The sequence below is a fragment of the Streptomyces sp. NBRC 110611 genome, from assembly GCF_001590865.1.
GTDB lineage: Bacteria > Actinomycetota > Actinomycetes > Streptomycetales > Streptomycetaceae > Streptomyces.
Genome location: NZ_BBUY01000001.1, coordinates 361,440 through 382,750, shown reverse-complemented (window position 1 = coordinate 382,750; position 21,311 = coordinate 361,440). Strand labels below are relative to the sequence as shown.

Below are 21,311 nucleotides of genomic sequence, written 5' to 3'. Positions count from 1 at the left end.
GTGGAGCCTCGGAGGCGTAACGGCATCACAGGGGGCCGCAGCGTGCAGCGGGCGGCCGGCGGGCGAGAAAGGCCCTGGCCGCTCGTTGCGCCATGAGCGACGGCCGGGCCGGACAACGGCCGGATCCGAGCAGCATGGCCACACCCCCGGTTTCCCGCGCCTCCGGGCCCCTGCGCCTCAGCGGATCACATGCGGCAGGAAGCGTGCGTACTCGTCCGTGACCGGCCCCGCCGACTCGCGGATGCCCAGCCCCGCCGCCTCGTCCTCGACGACCCAGGCGCCGAGCACCACACGGTTGCCGTCGAAGTCCGGCAGCGGCGCCAGCTCCTGGTAGCAGCAGGGATCGCCGGGATCGCGCAGTACCGGCTCGGCCCCCGGCTCGTGCAGCGTCACCCCCGCCCCCTCCCGCCCGAGCAGCGGCTTGGCCGCGTAACCACCGGTATGCGCCAGCTCGCGCGGGCCGTCGAGGTAGGCGGGCAGCAGGTTCGGATGTCCCGGATACAGCTCCCAGAGGACCGCCAGCAGCGCCTTGTTGGAGAGCAGCATCTTCCAGGCGGGTTCGATCCAGAGGGTGGAGCCGGTACCACCGCCGTTGTCGAGCGTGTCCAGGACGTACGGGCCGAAGTCGTCCGTGGCCAGCCACTCCCACGGGTAGAGCTTGAAGCAGGACCGTATGAAGCGCAGCCGCTGATCGACGAAGCGGCCCGCCAGGCGGTCCCAGCCGATCTCCTCCACCGGAATCGCCACCGTCTCCAGGCCCGCCTGCCGCGCCGTCTCCTCGAGATAGGCCACGGTCATGAGGTCCTCACCGAGCTCATCGCCCGAGGAGTGCGCGAAGTGCAGCGGCGCGCCGGGCGGCAGCAGCGCCGCCTGCCGCCGCCAGGCCGCCACCAGCCGCTCATGCAGCGAGTTCCACTGGTCGGCGCCGGGGAAGCGCTCCTCCAGCCAGAACCACTGCGGGCTGGCGGCCTCGACCAACGAGGTCGGCGTATCGGCGTTGTACTCCAGCATCTTGGCCGGCCCGGTGCCGTCGTAGTGCAGGTCGAACCGCCCGTAGAGGGAGGGGAGTTCGTCGCGTCGGCGCCAGGACTCGGCGACCAGTCCGGCCAGCCGGGGGTCGTCGATGCCGAGGTCGGCGAAACGGTCCTGCTCGACGATGTGCGCGGCCGCGGCCAGGCACATACCGTGCAGCTCCTCGACGACCTCCTCCAGGGCCTCGACCTCGGGGAGGGTGAAGGAGTAGTACGCGCTCTCGTCCCAGTAGGGGCGGAGGGAGTCGTCGGGGTACCGGGTGAGGGGGTAGATCAGCCCCTGCGCCTCGACGGTCTGTTGCCAGCCGGGGCGGGGCTCGATGGTGTGCCGTTCCATAACCGTGCTCTGCCTTGCCGCTCGCGCGTTCCTTGCTTTGCCTTGCTTTGCTTTGCCTTGCTTTGCCGCACCTCGCCCGCCGGCCCGTCCGTCCGCTCGCTCAGCCGCCGATCCGGCCGTGCGAACCGCCCGAGCCCTTGCCCGAGCCCGAGCCCGAACAGCCGAAGCCGCCGCGGTTGACGGCGGTGGCCTTGCTGAAGGTCCCGGCGTCGGCGTACGCGCCGCCCTTGCTGCTCGGGTCGTAATACCACTGGGCATCCATGGCCCGCTTGCCCGTTCCGCTCCCGCGGCCGTTCTTGCCGTAACCGCCGGTACCGCCGTTCGTACCGCCGGCGCCGGAGGACGAATTGCCGCGCGCCGAACACTTCGCGGAGTCCACGACGCGATAGCCCTTGACGGCGTCGTAGCTGTTGCGGTCGACGCATCGCTTGTCGGGCTCGGAACCGCAGGACGTCAGGGCGGCGGCCAGGGCGCCCATGCTGCCCAGAATCACCGTGCTGGACCGCAGCCGTCGCCGTGCCTTTTCGGACATCTCTTACTTCCCCCGTAGACGGACATCTGCTCAAGGATGGAGCTGTGTGAGCCGGGCCAGCCTAGAGACCCGCCCTCCGCGCCCCGGACACGGCCCTGTCCCGTTTCCGACTCGTCCCCGTAAGTCGGCTCGGTGCCGCAAGAGGATGCCCCCTCCCCCTTCCTCACCCCCTCAAGATCAGTTAACTTAGGGTCACCTAACTAACATCACCTCGCATGCCACGGGGGACACATGACACGCACGGCACGCACGGCACGCCTCGCGGGCATCTGCGGAATCCTGGCTTCCATCGCCTGGCTCGTCGGCGACATCCTCCTACTGGGCAAGCCCATGGCCTCCCCGGACCGCTACCCGATCCTGGGCGCCTACGACGGCATCACCGGCGACTCCCTCGCCGCGATGCTGCCCGCCTCCACCACCCGCCTGGCCTGGGGCGCCCTGCTCGGCGTGCTGACCGGCCCGCTCTACCTCGCCGCCTGCTGGCACCTCTACCGCGGCCTGCGCCCGGCCCGCCGCCTCCTCTCCCTCCCCCCGTTCCTCCTCCTGGCCACCGGCTTCGTGCTCGCTCCCTTCGTCCACGGCTCCTTCTACTACTGGGGCCAGGCCGCCAAAGCCATCCACGACTCCGGCGCCGGCTCCCCCGCTCATACCCCCCTCACCCCCCTCACCGCCCTCCCCGGCGACTTCGCCACCGTCCTCTTCATCCCCTACGCACTTCTCCTGGCCTGCTGGCTCACCGCCTCCCTCTGGATGGCCGTCGCCATCCTGCGCGGCACCACTTCCTTCCCCCGCTGGATGGGCGCCGCCACTCCCCTCGTCTGCATCCTCATCGGCCAGCTCCTCGCCAAGGGCATTCCAGGGCCGGCGGGAGTCCCCCTCCAGGGAGCCCAACTCAGCCTCGCCAACCTCCTGTTCTTCACCCTGACCACCCTCACCCTGTGGAACGCCCACCGCCGCAGCAACCGGCACAGCGACCGACACAGCAACTGATAGGCCACGAACACGGATCCGATCACTGCGACAACAGAGGCAACCCCAGACGCTCGAATCCCTTCCTCATCGACAGGAAGCTTCAGGAAGCTTCAGAAAGCCCTATACGGAACGAACAGGGGAATTCGTGCGTCGGCGTTCACTTGTCGCGGCGACGGCCGCGCTCACTTTGACCGTCACCCTCGGTCTGGCACTGGTCGGCTGCGGCGGCTCGCCCCGGATGATGCCGCTGCACGCGGCCTGTACGACGAAGGGCCTGAGCTGGAAGCTCACCCTGCTGAAGAAGAAGCCGCACAGCACGCACCGCGACGCGACGCTGTCCATCGCCAACAAGGGGCCGGAACCCTGCGCCTTCCGCGGCTTCCCGCGCCTCGAGGTCCGTATCGGCAAGGGCCCCTCTTCCGACGCGAAGGGCCGCGGCCGGCCCGCACCCATCGACCTGCCACGCGGCGGCACACTGACCACCCCGCTGCGCTACAAGGACTCCGACAGCCGCCCCCCGCGGCCCCACGCCCCCAACGACCGCAACGCCCTCAACAACCCCAACGGCCCCAACGGCCCCAACGCGTCCCATGGCTGCCTGATCAGCAACGACACGGCCTGGGTCACCGCACCGCACGACCGCGGTGACGGCCAGCCGATAACGGCCCGGGACGAAGCGGGCAAGCCTGCCCAGATGAACATCTGCGGGGACACCATCTGGATGAGCCCGCCCAAGGAGGTCGCCGAGTAACAACCAGCCAGGAGCAGCCGGCCCGGCACACACCACACCACACCCCCCGTGCCCGATTCCGGGCAAAAAACTGGCAGTTCTTCACTTCACGGCCGTAGATTCACCTGCCATGACCGACCTTTCCGCCCTGTGCGGGTTCGCCGTGGTCGTAGGACTCCTCACCCTCACACCCGGCCTGGACACCGCCCTCATATTGCGTACTGCGGCACTCGGCCACCGCCGTCGTGCCTGGGGTGTGGTCCTCGGCATCCAGTCCGGAACCCTGGCCTGGGGCCTGCTCACCTCCCTGGGCATCACCGCCCTGTTGACCGCTTCCCACCTCGCCTACGCGATCGTCCGGTGGGCGGGCGCCGCCTACCTGGTGTGGATGGGCGCCCGGATGATCTGGTCCGCCCGCCGCCGCCCGGCCGCTCCAGAGGAAGCAGACGTCGACGACGAAACCGGCCGGCTCCGGACAGGCAGCGCCCCGGACACGCTGCGCGGCGGCTGGCGCCAGGGCGCGGTGACCAACCTGCTCAACCCCAAAATGGGCGCCTTCTACGTCGCCGTCCTGCCGCAGTTCATCCCGCCCGGCGCGTCCCAACTCGCCATGGGCGTACTCCTCGCGTCGGTCCACGTCGTACTGGCCGTGCTCTGGTCCTGCGCACTGATCGCCTTCGCCCGAGTACTCCGCAACCACCTGCGACGCGCTGCCGCCCGGCGACTACTCGACCGGATCACCGGCACGGTCATCGGCGCCTTCGGCATCCGACTCGCACTCGGCGACTGAGAGCCACCGCCCTCCCCCACCAAGGAACGTCTCCGCAGTAATGGGACCTGTCACCCGCGCCCAGGAGTCGCCGACGCCGACCGTGCCCTCGCCGTTTCAGGCGACGGCAACGGCGACGGCGACGGATCAACCCACGAGCTGCACTTCGCCGTGCGTGCCCTTGTTGTCGATACCGGGGTGGTAGCTGAGATCAGTGGTGTTCCAGCGAACCATGATGTCGTTGAGACGGCCGTTGGGCTTGGTGAAGGAGCCAACCGTGATCTGCGAGGCGTTCTTCCAGTGCGAGCCGATCTTGGTGATCCCGACCCGGCCGTTGTGGTAACCGGAGGGGTCGACGCCCGGGAAGACCTGGGTCTGGCCGTCCTTCCAGCGGATCATGAGGTCAGCGGTCTTCTTGCCGGTGAACTCGCCCGCGCTGATCTGTGCGGCGTTCTTCCAGCCCTTGTCCGCCCAGGTCAACTGGCTCTCCTTGCGGACGCCGTTGACACCGGTGTCGATGTACATGGACGTGGAGCCGTCCTCCCACAGGACCAACAGGTCGTCCCGAAGGGGGTTGTCGGTGAAGCGGCCGGACGTGATCAGACGGGCGTTCTTCCACGAGTCGCTGGAGGCGAGGGTCTTCTCGTCGTGGAACCCGAACTCGTCGACATGGGTGTACGTCGAGAGCTTGCCGGTGGACCAGCGAACGGTGAGGCCGTCACGGCCGCTGTCGGTGTAGCGGCCGGCGGTGACGGCACGTGCCCTCGTCCAGTAGCTGCCCGGGCCCTCGAGCTGGTACTCCGCGGAGAACGGGTACTTCGGGTCGTCGTGGTCGGCACCGCGGAAGAGGCTGGCGGAGCCGTCCTTCCAGGCTACGAACAGATCCATGCGGCGCTTGCCGTCGGCCGGGTCGCTGGTGAAGTAGCCCGACGCCAGATGCACGGCGTCACCCCAGTTCTTGCGAGGCAGGAGCGTGCGGGCGGAGACCAGGTCGACCCAGTTGGCGACGTCGTCCACGCGGCTGTCGACGGCGTCCGTGCGGGTCTCGTCCTCATTGCCGAAGCAGCCGCCTTGCATGGAGCGACTGTTGACGCCGACCAGCTCGAACCGGCCGCCGCGCTCCCGGAACGCCGGCCCGCCCGTGTCGCCCTTGCAGATGGCCGCGCCGGGGGCCCGGCCCGAGAGACCGAGCGTGGTGGCGTTCACGGTGTCGACGGTGAAGCGGGCAGTGTGCAGAAGGCCGGGCACCCACTCGTCCTTGGTGCGGCCGTAGCCGGTGACGCGCAGCTCTTCGCCCTTGGCGGGTGCGGCAGAGCTGACATTGACCGGAGTGACGCCCATGACCGGCTTTTCGAGCTTGGCCATGACGAGGTCGCGGTCCTCGCGCGGGACGAGCTCGACGACCTTCACCACGCTACCGGTCGGCTTCGCGAGGTTCGGGCGGCCGACGGTCGCCGTCGTCTTCAGCTTCGGCGCACCGCCCGCGATGCTGTGCCCCTGCGCGGGGTCGTCGGCGAAGCAACTGGCGGCGGTGAGCACCCACTGCTGCTCGACCAAGGCGCCGGTGCAGCTGCGCTTGCCGTCGCCGATGTTGAGCTTCGCGGTGAATGCGTACAGCTGGCCGTCGGCCGGGTCACCGACAACGGCCTGTGCCGGAACCGCCGTGAGCAGGCCGGCAGCGACGGCTGTCGTCAGGACTCCGGTCATCCACGCGGTGCGGGGACGTATACGGGGCACGTGATGTTTTCCTTTTCTTCTCTGCGTTTCTGGGTGTTGCGTGGGAACCGCCAGGCCGGGAGGCTGGAAGGGGTGAGAGCCTTGGCAGCACAGAACGACACCCGAAAGCGGTGTCTTGCCTGCACGAAGCGGCACCGAAGATTCCTTCCAAGCGGCATGCGCTGACAATTGGCGCCATACAGGATCAACTGCATAAACAACGATTAAGGACCTTAACATCAATGCCGCACAGCGCATTAATGACCCTCGCTCGATAACGTCTTGGAAACGTGACCCCAGGCTTTACAACTTTTTCGCCTGGTGCCACGTCGATTGGCGGCCGACGCAAACCGAGCGCAGCCAGCGCACCGAGAACGCCGAGCACGCCGAGCAGCCACAGAGAGAACCGATGGCCTGTCCGGCAGATCTTTGATCGGTATGGTCAAAGAATCATGAAGGCTCTGATCTTGCTGCTCGCTGTGTTTGTCGTCTTCGTCATGCCAACCTCCCTGGTCTGGCTGCTGGGACGGCGAGCGAGGGTCCCTCACTGGGTGCTGATCGTGTTCCTGCTGGCCGGGTGGCTGACCGTGTTCGTCGGCGGGGGCCTCTCGCAGCGCGCGCAGCTGAGCCTGTTCCCCGAAACGTCGCCCTGCCACGGCACGCGCAGCGCTCCTGTGTCGCAGTATTTCCCGCCGGACTCGTTCTGCCTGCACGCAGACGGGGAGTTGCGGACGGTCAATGGGCCGAACGCCAAGCTCGTGTTCTGGACCGCCGTCGGCACCACCTTGGCGATGGCGATTGCCGCCGCCCTGACACGGCGTCATCAATCACCTTGGCCGCGCTCGCCTCGTCAAAGGCGGCGCTCCGCCGTCCGGCGGAGGTGAATGCTCCCCGTGGCGGACGTACCCGAGCAGGTGATGCTCGAGGCTGGCGTTCCTGACCTGCCGAGGAAGGGGGATCCGGGTGGAACGCTGGGACCGGGTGGGACGGTGTGCGGGCTACGGGGCGGCGCTGGCGTTGTCGCCTTATTTGCTGATCAAGGTGTCGTGGGTCATCGGCTCGCTGGTGGGCCTGACACCGATCGGAGAGGGCTTCGAGCTGGGCAGCTGGGTCCTCCTCAATACCGTCACCATCGGCATGGCGGGGACCGGTGTCGTCCTTTCGCTCGCCCTGGTACGGAGCTGGGGCATGCGGATACCGGGGTGGCTGGTGGCCTTCTGCGCCTGGACGGGAGCCGGGTTCCTCGTGTCGATCCTGCCGTACTCCGTGCTCAGTACGATCCTGGATGCTGCGCGCGGCACTGCGAAGAACAGCGGGGCCGACGACTCCGCCATGCCCGGCTGGGAAGGCGCACTGATCCAGTTCAGCTTCGTCGGGATGGGGCTGGGGCTCGCCCTCGCACTCCCGGCCTACCTGCGGCGCCGCTGGCCGGAAGCCTTCACCGCACGAGCCGTGGACGGCATCCGTACCGCTGTGCCCTGGCCATGGCCCTCCGCCATCGCAGCCGTCGTCGGTCTTGCCTGGGCCTATTGGGCGATGGGCGGCACCCTGGGCGTGGCACACCCGGCGCAACGGGACATCCACGGGCATCTGCTGACGGGCGTGGGTGCCCTCTGGGCTCTTGCCGGATCCGCCGCCGTCTGGACGCTCGCCCGGCAACGCCCCACCCGAGTGCCCCACCGGCTCCTGCTCACGCTCGGCTGGCTCGGGTCGGGTTCGCTCTTCGCGTGGAGCGGCTGGAAGCTGCCCCTCACCCTCTTCGTGGCACTGGCCCGCCCCAGCAACGTCACCTTGCCGGAAGACCTCACCGTCGCTGCGGTGCTGCACCTCGCCGCGGTCGTGGCGGGAATCGGCATGCTGAGATCACTCGTCGGCTCGCGGCCACACCTCCCTGTCACCCCTCTTCGTCCCTAGGGCGTGTCTGACGGGTCCGGGGCGGGGTTCCAGGACGAGGTGCCGTGGATGGTATCGATGGACTGTACGCCACACCCCATGAGGTCGATGGCGGCGAGGATTGCGCAACGGGCCGCTTCGCTGTCGGAGGGCGGGAAGGCGACGCGGAGCTGGTGCCCGCAGGCCGTCTCATACGTCAGCTGCCAGCCCGTTTCGGTGACGATGAAGTGGTCTTGTCGGCTGCCGTTGTATTCGTAAGCGCCACGGTCTGCGGTCGGGGCGAGTGCGCTGCGCAGGATCCGTAGACGCTCGGAGTAGGGGAGGATTCCCTCATCCAGCCGGACGTAGATGTGGTCGCGTTCGATCGCCGCATCGAACCAGGGCGTGAGGTCCGACTGGCGGCACAGGAGTTCGGAGGCGATGCGGCCGCTGGTCCATCCGTCGAGAAACGCGGCAGCCCCGTAGTCGAATCGTTCGTACTCGTTGTCGCGTGACCAGATCACCACGGGCCAGGACTCGGGTGTCCCCTTGGTCAGCCAGCACAACTGCGTTGAGGTGTCGGTCACCGCCCAGGTAAGCAGCCCGCCCGGTTCCGGGAAGAAGGGGAATGGGTACTCCTCGGGCCAGCTCTCACGCAGGGGACCGAAATCTTCCAAGAGGTTCGCGTCGAGCCGGACCGGGTTGTCCTCACCGAATGGGGTTCGCAGACACAGCGCGCCCCAGAAGTCACCGCGGCCGTAAGTCTTCACCAGCTGTTTGTAGTCGTCCGGCAGCCGGGTGCCCAGTGCCCGCTCCGTATCAGCCCAGTCGCCATGTCCGTTGACCGCTTCGGCGGGCGGCGGTACCCGTTCGATGATGCGAGCCAGAGGGCTGTGCACATTGATCATCTACACACCTTAGGTCCGGGACATGCACGGCCATGCCAGTCCGACGACTACGACAACGAGCCCGTCGACGAGGGAGCCATCAGACACCTCCTAGGCCTTACGGCCGCAGTCCCGTGTCCAGAAAGAGCATGTCGCACCGCAGATCGGGCACCGCGAGCGCGCTCGGCGTGCTCACGAGGACCGCACCAACAGAGTGCCGATGTTCCCTGCCACGGGCGCGTCCAGAATCAGTACTTCGACGTCATGGAAGCCGGCAGCACGCAGCAATTCGCCCCAGGCCTCCGGGGTGTAGTCGTAGCGCCGCAGGAACATGGGCTCGCCCGCGAAACCGCCTTTGAACATTCCTTGCGGGCCATAACAGCCGGGAATGGCCGGCGGCTGGGAGAAGACGAGTCTTCCCCCGGGAGAAAGCCGCTTGCGGACCAGGGTCAACAAGTCATGAGGATCGGTGAACCAGCAGGCGCCGAAGACCGAGTACATCGCCTCGAAAGACTCGCTGGTGCTGTCCAAGTAGTCACGGACGTCGGCGCAGGCGAACCGCGACTTTCCCACCTCCGGGTACCGCTCCAGTGCCAATGCGACGCCCAGCGGGGACAAGTCCACGCCCCGGACGTCAAAGCCTCGCTCCAGCAAGAACATGAGATGGCGGCCCGTTCCGAAGCCGAGCTCCAGGACGCGCTGCGCATCCCCCAGCAGTTCGTGGCCGGGACCGTGGTCGCCGTACTGGGTCCAGCGCATCGTGGTCAGTTCCTGATCAGCCCGTTTCGACGCTGCTTCAACCCAGGTATCCCAGAGGCGTTCTTCGACGGTCGGCACTCTCGCTCCCTCTCGTGCACGTGGCGCGGCCCCGCCGCCGCGGAACGGGGCGGGAACGCTCCTGCCTGTCACCGGCTGATCGGTCGGTATGGCCCCGCCCAGGTGCGGTGGATCTCGTAGACCGGGTAGGCGACCAGCTCACCGTCCATCTGCCCCTGGAAGACGGTGGCATGGGTGAACCCGGCCTTGGCCAATACGCGACCGAACGCGGGATTGTCGGGGTGATGCTTGGCGCTCAGTCGGTCCAGATGAGTGGCGGTGAACGCGTACGCGATGACCTGTCGGACGGCGGCGGTGCCGTACCCGCGCCCCCAACTGTCTTCCCGCAAGATGTAGCTCAAGGTGGCGTGGCCAGCGCCACGTTCCCGGAATTTGATTATTCCGAGCAGGTCATCACCGGCGGTGACGCCGAAGCACTACCGTTCGCGGGGGCTCACCCGGGCCTGGATGATGGTGGTGGTGACGTAGGTGGTGGCCTCCTCCATGGTCATAGGCAGGCCGCGGGTGAAAGTGACGGAAGCGCCGCTGTAGATCCTCCGTATGGCCACAGCGTCGCAGGGGGTCAGGGCCCGCAGCGTGATCACTGGGTCTCCTCGATGACGGTGACCAGGTCGGCGGCGGTGGGCCGCTCGTCGGCGTCCGGTGCCATGCACACGGTGATGATCTCCTCGAAGACGGGGAAGGACCACGGCCGGGCGTCATCGAACCGGAGGAACTTTCCGTCGGCGATGGCTCGTAGCTTGTCCGTCCGCGGCGTGTCGTCGGCGTAGGGGACGGGGCGGTGGCCGGCCCAGCACCGGAACAGGGATGCGCCCAGTCCCCAGATGTCGGCCGGCGGCCGGGCCTGGATGTGGGTATCGGCCGGGGTGGTCAGGAGGGCGTCGGCCATCTCGGGGGCGGTGGTGTGGGTCAAGGCGCCCCGGTACGGGAGACGCCCCGTCGTCTCAGGCCCGCATGACAAGGCGAAGTCGAAGACGGCGGCGCGGCCGTCGGCGATGACGAGGGTATTGGTGGGCTGCACGTCGGCGTGGACCTTCAGGAACCTGCCGAGTTCGACCTGTTCCACGGATTTGGTGCTCATGATGTGCTCCTCTCGTTGATTCGAGTGATATCGGGCAGCCGGGCGGAGCTGTCCTCTTCCCCGCCGAACCACCGGAATTCAGGCACGGCTGAGTGAGCCGTGGCGTCGACCACGCCGAGCGGCGCCTCGACGGGCCCCGGACGTCGACAGCTGGGCCGGGCTGTCAGGTCCTTGAGCCATGGACGTAGACGGGTGGCGGGACGCGCGGCCCTCCTACTCCAAGGCAGGCGTCCCGCTGCAGCCCGGACGGTCATGCGCGCTCGGTCGTCACCCGCGCCCCCGCTTCGGATGGGGGTGACGGCGCATCTCGACGTTGAAGTCGGTCACCTTCGACTTGTCTCCGACGGCGTGCGCTTCCATGCGCTGCCGGGCCAGGGCCCCGCATACATCGCAGCCTGCGACCGGCACGGGCTCCGGCGCCGGCTCCAGCAGGTGGACGGGTCGGCACGTGCGGGGCATCAGCCCGCCACCTCCACCCCGTGAATCCAGCGTGGCCCGGCGTCCACTCCGTGGGCGGCCAGCCACAGCACCCGTCGCCGCCCACGTTGTGCCCGCCGTTCTCGCCGTTCATCGGGGGTGAGGACGTACGGGCGGACCAGGGGCGAGTCCTCACCATGCAACAGCTCCGAATGCCGGACGGGCACGCGGGGTAGTGCAACGGTCGAGACGTCATCGCACCTCACAGCGGCTACTGCATCAGCCGACCGATGGCAGCCTCGTGCGGGAAGCAGCAACCGTAGCAGCGGGATGAGGAACCTCGCTGTAGCGTTGGACATGTTGTCAACTCCCTAATAGTTGATGGCCATGCCCCCGGACGTCAGCAGCGTCGCGGGGGTCATTCATGGCAACCGCGTGTGGGTCTACTGGTTGTTTGCGGTGATCCATCCTTCGTGCGATGGAACTCCACAGAACCGCCTCCGGGGGCCGGGAACCAGAGCAGAATTGCCGCACGGATGACGCATCCATGTGGCATGGCAGGGCATGCCCAGGGATGCCGTCCTCGGCAGGAATGCACGAACGCGCGATGACGTGGGGAGAATGAACCTTGGCGCTTAAACGGCACGGCTTGGCACGCCGCAGGCGCGTGGTGGGACACACCCAGGAGACCCTCGCCGCCGCGTTGAGCGTGGAGCGATCCACCGTCGCCCGCTGGGAGGCGGGTACGAGTACCCCACAGCCCTATCTCTGACCCAGGCTGGGGGAGATCCTGGAGGTCAGTCGCGGGGATCTCGCCGAGTTACTCACCATTCGAAGGGAATCAGCGCCTGGGAGTCCCCGCGTGAAGCATGCCCTTCGCCACCCATCCCGCACGGACCTCCTCACCGTGGCAGAGCTGCGGACCAGCCTGCGTAAGCTGAATGAGCGCTACGACCGCATTCCGTCCGCTGTGCTGCTTGCAGAGGCTGGGCAGCAGCTGGGCCACATCGAGTTCCTCACCGGTGAGGTGCCCGCCGGACGGGTACAGCGCGACTTGCGCGTACTGCTAGCCGACGCGGCGACCTTGATGGGGCAGCTGGTATGGGACGCCTCCCATCGACGCGATCACGCAACCGCCCGCGCCTACTATGCGCAGAGCGTTGAGGTCGCCAAGCACCTGAACGAACCGGTGGCGGAAGGGCACGCCTTGTTACGCACCTGCTATGTGGCTCTATACGGTGCCAATGATCACCGCGAGGGCCTGAACCTGGCGCTCCAAGCCGCCCACACCACACGCTTCACCAGCCATGTTCTGACCGGCCTCGCCATGCTCCACGCAGCCGAGGCCCATGCCTACCTCGGCGAAGGCCGCGAATGCGAAAGGGCGTTACTGGGCGCCGAGAAGCATCTGGAGCAGGCCACGGCCACCGACAGCGCATGTGAAATGTACGCGCCCACGCACTTCGGCCGCCTCGCCGGATCCTGCTACCTCACCCTCGGCGACTATCGCCGAGCGCGCCAATACCTGGGTGAGACCGCGGAGCTGCTGCTGGACCGGCGCAAGTCCCGCGCCATCGTCCTCGGCAATCTCACCCTGGCCGCCATCCGCGAACACGACCTCGACGCCGCACTCGACACGTTCAACGATTCCGTAAACGAACTTCACAGCACTCGCGGAGGTGGTGGGATGAACCTCTGCTTCCGTGCCGCACGCGAGTTGAAGCCGTGGCGTACCGAGTCGGCGGTGCAGGAAGCCCAGGACCGATTAATGGCGCTCATGGAGGCGTCGTAGGGGAGGTAGGCGTGCCTATCGAAATCGACCATGCCAAGCAAGCCGTCCGTGAGCGGATCTGGAATGCGCTGGATACCGCGCGCGCCGTACACAATGACACCGCTCACGGCCGCATCCCGAATTTCCGCGGCTCCGACGCCGCAGCCGACGAGCTCGCCGCCCTTGCCGCATGGCGTGACGCCCGGGTGGTCAAGTCGGTACCGGACAAGGCCCAGTTGCCCGTACGCGCCCGAGCTCTTTCCGAGGGAAAAATGGTGTATATGGCGGTGCCCAGACTCGCCGATCCCAAACCGTTCTATCTCCTCGACCCCGACCAGCTCACCGCGCCGCCTGCCGAGGCCGCAGCCCCTCGGGCGGCCTCGGCACTCGCCCCGAAGGTCGCCGTGGAGGAGCTCCAGCACGTCAATCTCGTGGTGCTGGGCAGCGTCGCCGTCAACCACGCTGGCGTCCGCATTGGGAAAGGCGCCGGTTACTCCGATCTGGAATTCGCCTTCCTCACGGAAGCGGGGCTCATCGGGCCGGACACTGTGGTCGTCACCACGGTCCACGAGCTACAGGTCCTGGACGAAGACCTCCCCGCCACCGAGCACGATGTCAGCGTCGATCTCGTGATCACGCCCAGCGGAGTCATCACCTGCACCGCCCCCCACCGGCCTGCCGGCCTGGTCTGGGAGCACCTGAGTGCCGAGAAGATCGCAGCCATCCCGGCATTGGCTGCGCGTGCTCCAACTGCCGGCAGATAGTTCCACGGCAGGAACGGCGCGTGAGACCCCCTGAACTTCCAAGGATCGGCAGGGGGCGGCCCGCCCCCGAGCCCGGAAGCGCATCGCCACACACACTAGATCCACGGGTTGCGCTCGTAACTGGGCTCCTCATCGGGGAAGTCCTCAGGGAAGACCTCACTCACGATGTCGCCCCGAAGGACCCGCAGCAGATAGCTCTCCACCGTGCCTTCGTACAGGTCGCACTCCCTGCCACGGCCGATGACAGTGAGGACGGCCCACCGTTCCGGGTCTTCGTCCGGGACCAGGAAGCACATGTCCGCGTTGTCTGTGCCGCCCCAGCAGATCAGCTGTGACGGCTTCACACCCCGCTCTGCCAGCAGTTCCCGGATTGCGTCCCGCGTCACCTCCATGGTGTGCCGCGCCGTCAGCGTGTTCGCTACCAGGTCAGCATATGCATTCTCGGCACCCGCCCGATACACGCGCAGAAATTCGTCAAACTTCGCGCCCCCAAATGCGCCGAGAAACGTCTTGAATACTGCCGGAAAGGTAGTGTTCAGGGCTTCCTCGGCGGCCTCCCAGTCATTGATCACCGGACCCGCTTCACCGGTTGCGGGAAATGATGCCAAGAGTTCGAGATCAGTCACGGCCGCCTACTTATTGATGATGGTCTGGTCGATGTGCAGGCTGGGCCCGATGGCCCTGATGTGGATACCTGTTGGAATGATATCGCCCGGCTTGGCGTAGACCGGTGCCGCTGAATATTCCACACTCCCCCGCTCTTTCACGGTTTCGTAAATCTGATCTTCGAGCTTTTCCATCACCTGGTTGTTCGCCCGCTTGTGCATGATCACGATGTTGGCCTCAGAGCGGCCGTCGCCTCCGAGCGACCGGGCCAGGAGGTGTCCACGCGTGTGACCTGCGGGTTCGCCTTCCCAGCCCGGGGGCTGCATCCGACGGGAAGCCTTGGTACCGGTGTCGAGCATGTCTTGCGTGATTCTCGTTTCGACGCCGGTGGCTCGCCCCAAGCTGTCCAGTGGCTTGCAGTACGTCGGGATTGGTTTCTGCGGTGCGCGTCCGCTGCCTCCGCCGGTCCGTCCGGTTGGGCCCTTGCTGGTCATAGACATGTAGGGGCCGCTGCCGACGGGGGCGTCGCCTGACATAGCCAAGCGGGGGCCACCGACGTTGAGTTGAAAGCCCTCAAAGGACTTCAGTTTGAGGCCCTTGAATGCCTTGAGGTTCAGGCCGTCGAGGTTGGTGGCGATGTTCTTGATGCCGCCGGCGTCGCCCACGGCCTTTGCCGCACGGCCCGCGCCTCCGAAGACGCCACCCAAGACGAGACCGCTGACACCCGCATCCTTGACCTCCTGAAGGTTGATCCCCTTCTGATCGCCGAGGAGGTTGCGGCCGCCTTGGGCGACGACTACGTCGACGGTGATGGCTTCGATGCCGCCGGTGGCGGCGGTGGCGGCGGTGGCGGCGGTGGCGGCGGTGGCGAGGACTGTTCCGGCGATCTCCAGTTCGTGCTCGATCTTCTTCTTCGCCTCGGCGACCTGGTCGGCGTACTTGTCGAGTGCTTTGGCCATGTCGCGGGCGGCGGTGGCGACGTCGTCGAGGTAGCCCTTGCCGCCGCCTTGTGGTAGCGGCGCCAGAACTCGCCGAAGGCTTCGATCGATTTGCCTTTGTTGTTGTCGATGACGTCCTGGGCCTTTTTGTGGCAGGCCGCGGTGGAGTCTTCGACGTCGTCGGCGTAGGTGCGCCAGGCGCGGGCGGCTTCGCGTAAGTGGTCTTCGTCGCCTTCCGGCCACCACATGCCGGTGAGGTCCTGGACGATCTCTTTTGCTTTGTCGGCGGCGCCCATCAGGAACCGCCGTCCTTGAAGCCCGACTTGGCCGACTGGTCGGCCTCGTCGTGGTTGGCGGCCATGTCGTTCATGGCCTTGGTGATGCTGGAGAGGCCCTTGGTCAGGGCTGCGGCTGCTTTCTCTATCTGTGTGCGGTGTGGGGCGTAGGCGTGCTCGAACTTCTTGCCCTGTTCGTCGCCGCCCCACGGCTCGCCCAGTCCGTCGAGTGTGTGCCGGAGTTTGGCCGTCGCTTGTTCCAGGGCGGCGGACTCACGGTGGAATGTCGGTGCAGCGGACTTGAGTTGGTCGGTGTCTATGTCAAAGCCGTCGCCAGCCATTGCACATGCCTCCCCCTAGGCCCTTGTCATTGCAAGCCGCTGATTAGTCAACGGCTACCACGTGATGACGATGACATACCGCACTGACAATCGCCCTGGTGCAGGCGCAATCCAGCCAAGACGCAGGCGGTGGTGGGTGGGGGTGGTGGGTGGGGGTGAGGAGGGCCGCGCGTACCTCGTCGAGCGAGGCCCGCTGGCGTCCTGCACGTTCTCGGTGGTCAGACGCGCTCGTGTGGTCAGTGCGACCTCCGGTGCAGCCGGACGATGCTCACGTCGGGATCTGCGGTCGGAGTTGTCATTGCGGCCTCTGTCTCTCCCTGTGCCGTTGTTGGGCTCAGGGAGAGACTGGCCCCGCGCGTACCCCTCAAGTACCCCTCAAGTACCCCTCCGAGGGGTACCGTTCAGAGGCTCGTTCCGCCGTGTCAGCGCCTCCGCTACTGCTACCGGGCCAGTCGCTGATCGCCCAGTAAGGGGTGTCGTTGGAGGTAACCAACAGTCCGTGGCAGGCCCCGTCAGCCTGGTACCGCTCCTGCCGTCCACCTACCGGTTCCGGTGGGCGTGGATGCAGAACGGCCGTTCGCGCCGTGGCTACTGCTGCTGCCACTGCTCCTTGGTGATCTCGTACCGTACGCCTCCATGCTCGGAACCCTCGACCATCTCCATGTCGGAGGGAGTGGGGATGGTGTCCGCGAGCGTCATTTCGAGCTTCTCCATGATGTTGCGCGAACCCTGGTTCACGCACATCGTCGCAGCCCAGACCATGCGTACACCGAGCTCTGTGAACGCCTTGCCCAGCAAGGCCCGGGAGCCCTCGGTGGCATAACCCTTGCCCCAAGCCGCCTGCCGCAGCCGGTAGCCGAGTTCTGCCTCGTCCAACGGGCCCTCCGGCTCGGGACGCAGGTGGAACCAGCCGATGAACGCGCCGCCGTCCTTCTCGTACGCGGCGAATAGTCCGAGGTCGCCGCCCCACTTCTCGTAGCCGGCGAGAATTCTCGGCAGGTAGCACTCGCGGACCACCTCCGGCGCGGTCGGATTGCCGCCGGTCAGGTAGCGCATCACGGCCGGGTCGCTGTCCAGCTCGATCAGCAGGTCCGCGTCCTCTGCAGTGAAGCGGCGCAGGGCCAGGCGCTCGGTCTCCAGGTAGGTGTCCACGAGTCGATCATGTCTGAAGCACGTCGGGCAGCCCAACGGTTTTCCTGATCTGCTGACCAGGGCCTGTCTGATGGGTCGGTGACGAACCGAGGGGAGAACTCGTTCCCAGGCATGTGGGACGGGGAGATCTCAGTGACGCGGAGTGGGCCAGGCTGAAGCCGTACTTGGGTGGTGGGTGGGGGTGATGGGTGGGGGTGCCATGTCCCAAGGGGCATGTGCACCCCCGAAATGTCGAACGGCAAGACCGGCCGCCATTCGCCCAGCCCGTCCTGTAGTCGCCGTCGGCACGTCGTCCTCGTGACGTACTTACGCCGCCGGTTCCGGGGGCAGGGTTCTGAGCAGGGCGTTCAGGACGCTGCCGAAGGCGTGGTCCGGTGGTCTGCCGTATGTCACGACGAGGGCGTCGCGGGTGGGCTGTTGTGGGGCGGCGGGGTCGCGGAAGCGGCTCAGGCCCTCCAGGGCGAGGCCCTGCCAGCGGGCGGCCTGGACGATGGACTGTTCGGTACCGGGCGGGAGTTCCAGGAGGGCGTGCAGGCCGGCCGCGATGCCGGAGACGTGGACGTGCGGCGCGTGCTCGGCCAGGGCCGCGACCAGCTGGTCGCGGCGGCGCCGATAGCGCAGCCGCATCCCGCGGAGGTGGCGGTCGTAACCGCCGGAGGAGATGAACTCGGCGAGGGTGAGCTGTTCCAGGGCCCCGGAAGCCCATTCGCCGGAGCGTTTGACGGCGAGGACCGGGTCGACGAGGCGGTCCGGCAGCACCATCCAGGCCAGCCGCAGTGCGGGGGCGAGGCTCTTGCTGGCGGTGCCCAGGTAGACGACGTGGTCGGGGTCCAGTCCCTGGAGGGCTCCGACGGGCTGGCGGTCGTAGCGGAACTCGCCGTCGTAGTCGTCCTCCAGGATGTAACCGCCGGTGGCACGGGCCCAGTTGACGGCGGCGGCGCGGCGGTCGGGGTGGAGTGGGACGCCGGTGGGGAACTGGTGGGCGGGGGTGAGGAGGGCCGCGCGTACGTCGTCGAGCGAGCCCAATTGTTCGGTGCGGGCGCCGTGTTCGTCGATGGGGAGCGGGGTGGTGTGCAGTCCGGCGAGGGTGATGACGTCGCGGTGGAAGTCGAGGCCGTACGACTCGGTGGCCAGCCGGCCGGGGCCCAGGGCGCGGGCGAGCAGGGCCAGGCCCTGCATGAAGCCGGTGCAGATGATGATCCGGTCGGGGTCGGCATGGACGCCGCGGGCGCGGGCCAGGTAGTCGGCGAGGACGGCGCGCAGCTCCGGGCGGCCGGCCGGGGGGCTGTAGCCGAAGGCCTCACTGGGGGCGGAGGTCAGCGCCCGGCGGGCGGCGGCGAGCCAGGCGGTGCGGGGGAAGGCGGAGACGTCCGGGGTGCCGGGGGTGAGGTCGAAGCGCGGCTGGGCGGGGTGGCCGGGCAGGGCGGATGGCCGCCGGGCGGTGGACATGCCGGGTGTGGTGGGCGTGGTGGGCGTGGTGGCTGTGGTGGGCGTGGTGCGCGGCAGTGCTCGCTCGGCGACCCGGGTGCCGGAGCCCTGGCGGGCGCTGAGCCAGCCCTCGGCGACGAGCTCGGCGTAGGCGTCGGCGACCGTGTTACGGGCGATGCCGAGGTCGGCGGCGAGGGAACGGGAGGACGGGAGGCGGGTGCCCGGGGCCAGCCGGCCGGACCGTACCGCGTCCCGCAGTGCGCGCAGCAGGGCGGCACGCAGTCCACCACCGGTGCCGCGACCGGAACCGCCGCCGGTACCCGCGCCGTGGCCGGAACCGCCGCCGGTGCCGGCGCCCGGGCCGTGGCCGTGGCCGGTGAGGTCCAGATGCAGGTCGCGGCCGAAAGTGGCCCAGGAATTCTCCATGGAAGTGGACCATACCGTTGCGCCATTGCCGACGTAGCGTCGTACCCATGACGACCGAGAAGACCATGACGACCGAGAAGACCTCTGGAGCGGCGGCGGGGCCGGAGCACCGGCACGGGCCCCGCCTCCGCTGGGCGGAGCTCGCCCCCGACGCCTACAAGGCCATGATCGCGCTGGACGTGGCGGCGCGTAAGGGTGTGGACCCGACGCTGGCCGAACTGGTCAAGATCCGCGCATCGCAGCTCAACCGCTGTGCGCTCTGCATCGACATGCACATCGCGGAGGCCCGGAAGGCCGGCGAGACCGAACAGCGCGTCCACCTCCTCAACGCCTGGGAGGAGGCCCCCGGCTTCTACACGGAGAAGGAGCGGGCCGCCCTCGCCCTCACCGAAGCCATCACCGTTCTCACCGACGGCTTCGTACCGGACGCGGTGTACGAGCGCGCCGCCGCCCACTTCGAGGACGCCGAACTGGCCCAGCTGATCGCACTGATCACCACGATCAACGCCTGGAACCGCTTCGGCGTCTCCACCCGCCGGGCCCCGGGGCAGGCATGACCACCACGACGGACACCAGCACCACGATGGGCATGAGCACGATGACGGACACCAGCAGCACGATGACGGATACCAGCACCATGACGGACATCGGCACCACGACGGACACCAGCACCGCACCGTCCCGGCTCCCGCTCTACGCGCTCGCGCCCGGGATCTTCGCCCCTCTGCTGGCGCTGACCAAGGCCGCCAAGAAGGACCTCGACCCGGCCCTGGTCGAGCTGCTCCTCATCCGTGCGTCGCAGCTCAACCGCTGTGCGTACTGCCTCGATATGCACATCACGGATGCCCGGAAGGCCGGTGAGAGCGAGCAGCGGATCGCCCTGCTCAACGCCTGGGAGGAGGTTCCCGGGCTCTACACGGAGAGGGAGCGGGCCGCCCTCGCCCTCACCGAGGCGGTCACCGTCCTGACCGACGGCTTCGTACCGGACGCGGTGTACGAGCGCGCCGCCGCCCACTTCGAGGACGCCGAACTGGCCCGTCTGATCGCGCTGATCACGGCGATCAACTGCTGGAACCGGCTGAACGTGGCGGCCCGTATCCCGGTCGGCTGGGACTTCGGCGGGAACTCCCGGGCCCAGGGCTGATGCCCGGTCAAGGACGCCTCCCCGCTACCGGCCGGCGAACTTCCGGCTGATGGTGCTGAAGACGCGCTCGGCCTCCGGGCCCAGGTGGGGGCCGGCGAGCCAGGTGTGGGTGGTGGAGCTGATGGAGGTGTTGGACACCAGGGCCAGCTTGCCGTCGCGCTCGGCGAACCAGCCGCCGCCGGAGGTCCCGCCGGTCATGGTGCAGCCGATGCGGTCCATGGCCGGCGTGCCCTGCTCCATGACGAGGCGGCCCGGTCGGCCCTGGCACGCCATCATCTGCGCGCCGTCGTACGGCGGCGCCGCCGGATAGCCGACGGCTCGTACGAAGCTGATGCCGGCGGCGGAAGGGGCGTTGAACCAGACCGGGATGGCGATGCCCACGGTCTCCTGGAGGGACTTGCCGTTGCTGTTCTCCGGCTTGACGTGCAGCACGGCGAAGTCGTAGGCCGAGCCGCCGTTGCCGCGCTCGCCGCTGCCCATGGTGATCCACTCACCGGAGGTGGTGATCCAGTCCGCCCAGTACCGGCCGTACGGCGTGACCTGCTGCGCGGGGCGCCGGCCCACCTCGTTCATCGGCACGCCGTAGTCGTTGTACGAGGGGACGAAGACGATGTTGCGCATCCAGCCGCCCCGCTTGCCGGAGTGCACGCAGTGGCCGGCGGTCCACACCAGGTTGGACTTGCCGGGGTGCGCCGGGTCCTGGATGACCGTGCCGGAGCAGACCATCGGACCCTTGGGGCTGTCGAAGAAGATCTTTCCGACCGGGGCCATGTTCCGGTGGTACGGGCGGCCGACCTGTATCGCGGTGACCGGGCGCGGCTCGGGGTCGGTGGCGTCGAACTCGCTGCCCGCGCCGACGGCCTTCACCCCGACTTCCGGGACGGGCTTCGCCTGGGCGAGGCGCTCGTTCTTCCAATGATCCTTGATGATCGGGTTGGCGAAGTCCTGCGCCCTACGAGCCCACTTGTCCCAGTTCTGCCAGCCGCCGTCCTTCCACTTCTTCAGGTCGTCGATGCTGGTCGGCATGTCCTCGGGGAGCTTCAGGCCGCCGCCGTCGCCGCCATCACCGCCCTCGCCCCCACCGCCCCGGCCGTTCTGGTCGGCGGCGGCCGAACTGCCGGGTGCGGCGGCCTTGTCACCGCTGGGGCCGCAGGCGGTGACGGTGACCGCGAGCAGCGCGGCGAGTGCGGCGGCCGCGGCGGTGGAGCGGCGGATGGACAGCATGGATCGCATCGGTGGCGTGGACGGCATGGAGCAGGTCCCCCCTGGCTCGTACGGCACCGCC

At 68.0% G+C, this 21,311-nt stretch carries 24 protein-coding genes and 1 pseudogene; 10 read left to right on the top strand and 15 right to left on the bottom strand.

The annotated features are described in order from the left end of the window. Positions 1-177 precede the first annotated feature (177 nt). Both AZE13_RS01670 and AZE13_RS01665 read right to left on the bottom strand, forming a co-directional pair. Positions 178-1,368 (bottom strand): glutathionylspermidine synthase family protein, encoded by a 1,191-nt coding sequence (locus tag AZE13_RS01670; protein ID WP_066925901.1) that lies wholly within the window; start codon positions 1,366-1,368, stop codon positions 178-180. A 100-nt stretch (positions 1,369-1,468) separates the two neighbouring features. Continuing rightward, positions 1,469-1,900: a hypothetical protein gene (locus tag AZE13_RS01665; RefSeq protein WP_066925898.1), complete on the bottom strand. Its 432-nt coding sequence runs from the start codon at positions 1,898-1,900 to the stop codon at positions 1,469-1,471. Positions 1,901-2,131: 231 nt separating this feature from the next. Between AZE13_RS01665 and AZE13_RS01660 the strand changes: the two genes are divergently transcribed. The 3 genes from AZE13_RS01660 to AZE13_RS01650 all read left to right on the top strand — a co-directional run bounded on the left by AZE13_RS01660 (position 2,132) and on the right by AZE13_RS01650 (position 4,392). Beyond that, positions 2,132-2,890: a DUF6796 family protein gene (locus AZE13_RS01660; protein ID WP_066925896.1), complete on the top strand. Its 759-nt coding sequence runs from the start codon at positions 2,132-2,134 to the stop codon at positions 2,888-2,890. Between the two features lie 127 nt (positions 2,891-3,017). Further along, a complete protein-coding gene (locus AZE13_RS01655) occupies positions 3,018-3,623 on the top strand; it encodes a DUF4232 domain-containing protein (protein ID WP_066925892.1) in 606 nt (201 codons plus the stop codon). 109 nt (positions 3,624-3,732) lie between these two features. Then, entirely contained in the window at positions 3,733-4,392 is a 660-nt protein-coding gene (locus AZE13_RS01650) for a LysE family translocator (protein WP_066925888.1), read from the top strand. A 126-nt stretch (positions 4,393-4,518) separates the two neighbouring features. Here the strand turns inward: AZE13_RS01650 and AZE13_RS01645 are convergent, their stop codons facing one another. After that, entirely contained in the window at positions 4,519-6,108 is a 1,590-nt protein-coding gene (locus AZE13_RS01645) for a S1 family peptidase (protein ID WP_107288216.1), read from the bottom strand. A 431-nt stretch (positions 6,109-6,539) separates the two neighbouring features. Between AZE13_RS01645 and AZE13_RS01640 the strand changes: the two genes are divergently transcribed. Together AZE13_RS01640 and AZE13_RS01635 are read left to right on the top strand one after the other, a co-directional pair. Further along, complete coding sequence (locus AZE13_RS01640; RefSeq protein WP_066925886.1) at positions 6,540-6,971, top strand: hypothetical protein; 432 nt, start codon at positions 6,540-6,542, stop codon at positions 6,969-6,971. Positions 6,972-7,050: 79 nt separating this feature from the next. Beyond that, positions 7,051-8,001: a hypothetical protein gene (locus tag AZE13_RS01635; protein WP_066925883.1), complete on the top strand. Its 951-nt coding sequence runs from the start codon at positions 7,051-7,053 to the stop codon at positions 7,999-8,001. Here AZE13_RS01635 and AZE13_RS01630 read toward each other — a convergent pair. From AZE13_RS01630 to AZE13_RS01610, 6 genes and pseudogenes are all read right to left on the bottom strand, one after another. Further along, a complete protein-coding gene (locus AZE13_RS01630) occupies positions 7,998-8,867 on the bottom strand; it encodes an SMI1/KNR4 family protein (RefSeq protein ID WP_066925881.1) in 870 nt (289 codons plus the stop codon). The genes AZE13_RS01635 and AZE13_RS01630 overlap by 4 nt on opposite strands. Positions 8,868-9,038: 171 nt before the next feature. Next, positions 9,039-9,683 (bottom strand): class I SAM-dependent methyltransferase, encoded by a 645-nt coding sequence (locus AZE13_RS01625; RefSeq protein ID WP_066925878.1) that lies wholly within the window; start codon positions 9,681-9,683, stop codon positions 9,039-9,041. A gap of 68 nt (positions 9,684-9,751) precedes the next feature. Then, positions 9,752-10,084, bottom strand: a pseudogene (locus AZE13_RS01620) (GNAT family N-acetyltransferase); the annotation flags it as partial. Positions 10,085-10,099: 15 nt separating this feature from the next. After that, positions 10,100-10,267 carry a hypothetical protein gene (locus AZE13_RS36665; RefSeq protein WP_181690220.1) on the bottom strand — a complete coding sequence of 56 codons (168 nt, stop codon included), beginning with the start codon at positions 10,265-10,267 and terminating at the stop codon, positions 10,100-10,102. After that, positions 10,264-10,764 (bottom strand): hypothetical protein, encoded by a 501-nt coding sequence (locus AZE13_RS01615; RefSeq protein WP_066925873.1) that lies wholly within the window; start codon positions 10,762-10,764, stop codon positions 10,264-10,266. The genes AZE13_RS36665 and AZE13_RS01615 overlap by 4 nt, the downstream gene beginning before the upstream one ends. A 267-nt stretch (positions 10,765-11,031) precedes the next feature. Then, positions 11,032-11,223: a hypothetical protein gene (locus tag AZE13_RS01610; RefSeq protein WP_066925871.1), complete on the bottom strand. Its 192-nt coding sequence runs from the start codon at positions 11,221-11,223 to the stop codon at positions 11,032-11,034. Between the two features lie 607 nt (positions 11,224-11,830). Here AZE13_RS01610 and AZE13_RS37740 point away from each other — a divergent pair. From AZE13_RS37740 to AZE13_RS01600, 3 genes are all read left to right on the top strand, one after another. After that, a complete protein-coding gene (locus AZE13_RS37740; RefSeq protein ID WP_258527530.1) occupies positions 11,831-11,953 on the top strand; it encodes a helix-turn-helix domain-containing protein in 123 nt (40 codons plus the stop codon). A gap of 135 nt (positions 11,954-12,088) precedes the next feature. After that, positions 12,089-12,973: a transcriptional regulator gene (locus tag AZE13_RS01605; RefSeq protein ID WP_258527529.1), complete on the top strand. Its 885-nt coding sequence runs from the start codon at positions 12,089-12,091 to the stop codon at positions 12,971-12,973. Positions 12,974-12,990: 17 nt separating this feature from the next. Continuing rightward, a complete protein-coding gene (locus AZE13_RS01600) occupies positions 12,991-13,716 on the top strand; it encodes a 5-formyltetrahydrofolate cyclo-ligase (protein WP_066927087.1) in 726 nt (241 codons plus the stop codon). A 95-nt stretch (positions 13,717-13,811) separates the two neighbouring features. On the opposite strand, the gene AZE13_RS01595 is transcribed toward AZE13_RS01600, so the two are convergent. The 5 genes from AZE13_RS01595 to AZE13_RS01575 form a co-directional block, all read right to left on the bottom strand. Continuing rightward, entirely contained in the window at positions 13,812-14,342 is a 531-nt protein-coding gene (locus AZE13_RS01595; protein WP_147264589.1) for a hypothetical protein, read from the bottom strand. A gap of 6 nt (positions 14,343-14,348) precedes the next feature. Continuing rightward, positions 14,349-15,281, bottom strand: coding sequence for a DNA/RNA non-specific endonuclease (locus AZE13_RS01590; RefSeq protein WP_066925865.1), 933 nt, complete (start codon positions 15,279-15,281; stop codon positions 14,349-14,351). Between the two features lie 274 nt (positions 15,282-15,555). Then, positions 15,556-15,876, bottom strand: coding sequence for a WXG100 family type VII secretion target (locus AZE13_RS01585; protein ID WP_066925862.1), 321 nt, complete (start codon positions 15,874-15,876; stop codon positions 15,556-15,558). A gap of 588 nt (positions 15,877-16,464) precedes the next feature. Then, positions 16,465-17,028: a GNAT family N-acetyltransferase gene (locus AZE13_RS01580; protein WP_066925859.1), complete on the bottom strand. Its 564-nt coding sequence runs from the start codon at positions 17,026-17,028 to the stop codon at positions 16,465-16,467. A gap of 306 nt (positions 17,029-17,334) precedes the next feature. Next, positions 17,335-18,882, bottom strand: a complete 1,548-nt coding sequence (locus AZE13_RS01575) for a PLP-dependent aminotransferase family protein (protein ID WP_079123587.1) — start codon at positions 18,880-18,882, stop codon at positions 17,335-17,337. Positions 18,883-18,929: 47 nt separating this feature from the next. Between AZE13_RS01575 and AZE13_RS01570 the strand changes: the two genes are divergently transcribed. Both AZE13_RS01570 and AZE13_RS01565 read left to right on the top strand, forming a co-directional pair. Next, complete coding sequence (locus tag AZE13_RS01570; RefSeq protein ID WP_398780071.1) at positions 18,930-19,439, top strand: carboxymuconolactone decarboxylase family protein; 510 nt, start codon at positions 18,930-18,932, stop codon at positions 19,437-19,439. An 80-nt stretch (positions 19,440-19,519) separates the two neighbouring features. Then, the gene (locus AZE13_RS01565; RefSeq protein WP_066927083.1) at positions 19,520-20,026 is read left to right on the top strand and encodes a carboxymuconolactone decarboxylase family protein; all 507 of its coding nucleotides are present in this window, start codon (positions 19,520-19,522) and stop codon (positions 20,024-20,026) included. 24 nt (positions 20,027-20,050) lie between these two features. Here the strand turns inward: AZE13_RS01565 and AZE13_RS01560 are convergent, their stop codons facing one another. Beyond that, entirely contained in the window at positions 20,051-21,250 is a 1,200-nt protein-coding gene (locus AZE13_RS01560) for a trypsin-like serine peptidase (protein WP_107288213.1), read from the bottom strand. Between the last annotated feature and the right edge of the window lie 61 nt (positions 21,251-21,311).

Coding starts and splice junctions, on each gene's coding strand:
- AZE13_RS01570 (WP_398780071.1), top strand. CDS start 18,930: ATGACGACCGAGAAGACCATGACGACCGAGAAGACCTCTGGAGCGGCG.
- AZE13_RS01590 (WP_066925865.1), bottom strand. CDS start 15,281: ATGGCCAAAGCACTCGACAAGTACGCCGACCAGGTCGCCGAGGCGAAG.
- AZE13_RS01560 (WP_107288213.1), bottom strand. CDS start 21,250: ATGCTGTCCATCCGCCGCTCCACCGCCGCGGCCGCCGCACTCGCCGCG.
- AZE13_RS01660 (WP_066925896.1), top strand. CDS start 2,132: ATGACACGCACGGCACGCACGGCACGCCTCGCGGGCATCTGCGGAATC.
- AZE13_RS01575 (WP_079123587.1), bottom strand. CDS start 18,882: ATGGAGAATTCCTGGGCCACTTTCGGCCGCGACCTGCATCTGGACCTC.
- AZE13_RS01630 (WP_066925881.1), bottom strand. CDS start 8,867: ATGATCAATGTGCACAGCCCTCTGGCTCGCATCATCGAACGGGTACCG.
- AZE13_RS01585 (WP_066925862.1), bottom strand. CDS start 15,876: ATGGCTGGCGACGGCTTTGACATAGACACCGACCAACTCAAGTCCGCT.
- AZE13_RS01565 (WP_066927083.1), top strand. CDS start 19,520: ATGACGGACATCGGCACCACGACGGACACCAGCACCGCACCGTCCCGG.
- AZE13_RS01640 (WP_066925886.1), top strand. CDS start 6,540: ATGAAGGCTCTGATCTTGCTGCTCGCTGTGTTTGTCGTCTTCGTCATG.
- AZE13_RS01615 (WP_066925873.1), bottom strand. CDS start 10,764: ATGAGCACCAAATCCGTGGAACAGGTCGAACTCGGCAGGTTCCTGAAG.
- AZE13_RS01610 (WP_066925871.1), bottom strand. CDS start 11,223: ATGCCCCGCACGTGCCGACCCGTCCACCTGCTGGAGCCGGCGCCGGAG.
- AZE13_RS01650 (WP_066925888.1), top strand. CDS start 3,733: ATGACCGACCTTTCCGCCCTGTGCGGGTTCGCCGTGGTCGTAGGACTC.
- AZE13_RS01665 (WP_066925898.1), bottom strand. CDS start 1,900: ATGTCCGAAAAGGCACGGCGACGGCTGCGGTCCAGCACGGTGATTCTG.
- AZE13_RS01670 (WP_066925901.1), bottom strand. CDS start 1,368: ATGGAACGGCACACCATCGAGCCCCGCCCCGGCTGGCAACAGACCGTC.